Origin of the sequence: Herbaspirillum sp. B65, from assembly GCF_000333555.1 — a bacterium.
Taxonomy (GTDB): Bacteria; Pseudomonadota; Gammaproteobacteria; order Burkholderiales; family Burkholderiaceae_D; genus Herbaspirillum; species Herbaspirillum rubrisubalbicans.
Genome location: NZ_BADI01000107.1, coordinates 1 through 2375 on the forward strand (window position 1 = coordinate 1; position 2375 = coordinate 2375).

Annotated in this window: 1 protein-coding gene and 1 pseudogene; both read right to left on the reverse strand. The window is 49.2% G+C overall.

The annotated features are described in order from the left end of the window. Positions 1–156: 156 nt before the first annotated feature. The gene (locus I5W_RS03020; protein ID WP_044528132.1) at positions 157–726 is read right to left on the reverse strand and encodes a hypothetical protein; all 570 of its coding nucleotides are present in this window, start codon (positions 724–726) and stop codon (positions 157–159) included. Beyond that, positions 713–2375, reverse strand: a pseudogene (locus I5W_RS31925) (hypothetical protein); the annotation flags it as partial. The gene I5W_RS03020 and the pseudogene I5W_RS31925, both read right to left, overlap by 14 nt.

Sequence of the window (2375 nt, forward strand, 5' to 3'; positions counted from 1 at the left end):
GGTGACAGCAAGGGTGATCAGGATCGCTTGCGCGGTATTACGGAGTGTCATTCATTTTCTCCAAATTGATCGGAAGGACTGCCATAGAGGCATGGGAGATCATTCAAGGTTGACGATCAAGTCTCCTGTGGCGGGCTAATCATTGCGATGTCTTCATCAATTGAAATGGATGTTGCTTAGCAATTTCTTGAAACTTTCAAGTTCACCGTACGATAAACACTGAGCGACGGTTACATTGATATTTTCTAGGCCTTTGAATGCAGTAAAGCAGCTCATGACATAACCTCTGTCGTGCGGAGAAAAATACTGGATATACTCTTCATTTATTGACCAACCTTGCTCTCTGATTGAGCGGATAACTTTTCGCTTTGATACTTCATCAGGAAAAATAATCGCTTCAAGCTTTGTATGATTAAAAACGGGCTTGCCCGACTTAAAGCGAAATCCTGACTGTTTCAGAAGATGTTGTTTGTCGCTTGATGTCGCGATGATGGCTTTTTCTTTTTCAAATTCATTAGCACTCCCAGAGATTGATTCTGGGCGTTCATAAGTGGCATAAGTCACATTGTCTGACTGCGTACAGTTTGTGAGCGTTAAGCTCTTATCCTTCATCCTTACCTGCTGACAGGGTGAGAATGTCTGATTCGGCGGCGTGGTTTCGCTTGCGTTTGCCTGGGTGACAGCAAGGGTGATCAGGATCGCTTGCGCGGTATTACGGAGTGTCATTCATTTTTCTCCAAATTGGTGTGAAGGCTTGCCATCTCTCATTGTCATGAAGAGGTACTCTGTCGGCACGCCCCCTGTTGATTTTCCCACCGACTCTTGTTACATGATTTCTATCTGAGCCGCTGGATGCTTCTTTGTTTACATTTTCTCGAGCCCAATAAAAACCTGATACATCACATGCGTTGTAATCGTCACTGGCGACCAGATCAGGATTTGGGGGAGTAGTAAAATCTTGTCCTCTATAGATGGAATAACTCGTGTAATTTTTTCTCCCGGTGATTTGTAGAAATCCACGTCCTTTAAACAAAACGCCGTCCCCTGCTCGACCACCGAATTTCGCGCTCGCGGCGCCATTGTGAAGTCCTTGCGCTTTTTTTAGAACTGCTTCCGGCCTTCTCTTTGCATATTCTTGTTCCGTTTCCCCCTTGCGTACTAGTTGCAGCTTTTGTGCGTCTCCTTTTCGGAAGTCTGTCGCTGCTTCCCCCGGCGTAATCACTTCATACATTGTGCGTAAATATCGGTCCAGACCGCGTTCACTTCGGAACTTCCACCAACCTGTTTCGTGACCAACTTGAGCTAAAAAGTGGGAACAACGAAGTGGGGAGGTCGCGATGAGATATTTTCGAAGAACTTTGTTAGATGCAATTCGTATGGCTTCTGCGCGAGCAAGTCCCTCCTTGGGAGCGGCAGAGAGTACTTGATGTAGTTCCTTACTGCTCAGCCAACCACATTTCCTGAAATGATCGAAGAACTTCACCGGATGGAAGTGCCAGTGCACAGGCCCGATATCTGCTCCCAGTGAAGCGTCTTCCCAGAAAGCTAGCGCCTCAACATGACGCTGAAATTCGGGAAAGTCCGCTTGAGACAAGTAGGTGCTGTCGTTCAGGCTGGGCGTCGCGTTGGTTTCCCTATCAGGCCCTTCTTGGGTCAGCCAATTCCAGCGCTCCGCAATGCCACTCCGTTGCCATTCAGTCGGAAATTTACACACCATGCCACGCATGGTCCGCTGAACCTCTGCATCTTTCAGTCGATTTTCTGCCTCGGATCGGGTGGTGATCCCGTCGCCGTCTTCGTCCAGCATTTTTCGAAGGGCATCGATATCGCAGCGGCTATCCTGATCATCGTAGTCCATCAATAGTTGCCAGCCAGCCCAATGGGGCGCATCGGCATCGCTGTACTTGAAAACCCCTGTGGCGTTCAGATTCACCCATCCTTGGCCATCCGCCGTGGCTATCTGTCGCCAGTGTGGCGTGTCACCTGGCGTCAAGCGATCAGGTCCCAAGATCCGTCCGTAGCGCAACAATTCATAGACTGCACTATGCGCCGGTACTTGGCTGGCACGTGCGGCTCTGTATGCCTGAACGACTTTTTCTGCCTGTCGGTAAAGTTCATATTCGGCATCGTTTTCCGTCAGCGTTGCACCCACCCGAGTCCCATCGGCACGGTAGGTACTGACATAAGCGTTTCCTCCTCCAAAACGTACACCGACGAACAGCGATTCGTTCAATACCGTTTCACCGGAGCCTGATTTTTCAGTGAGAGGAGGACGCCGCGAGTAGAGCCGGGTATCGGCAGGCAATCTAAAGTAGATTTCACCAAAGACAGCATCGGTACGACCGTTTGTCGTGAAATTGAGGTCACCCGTATTT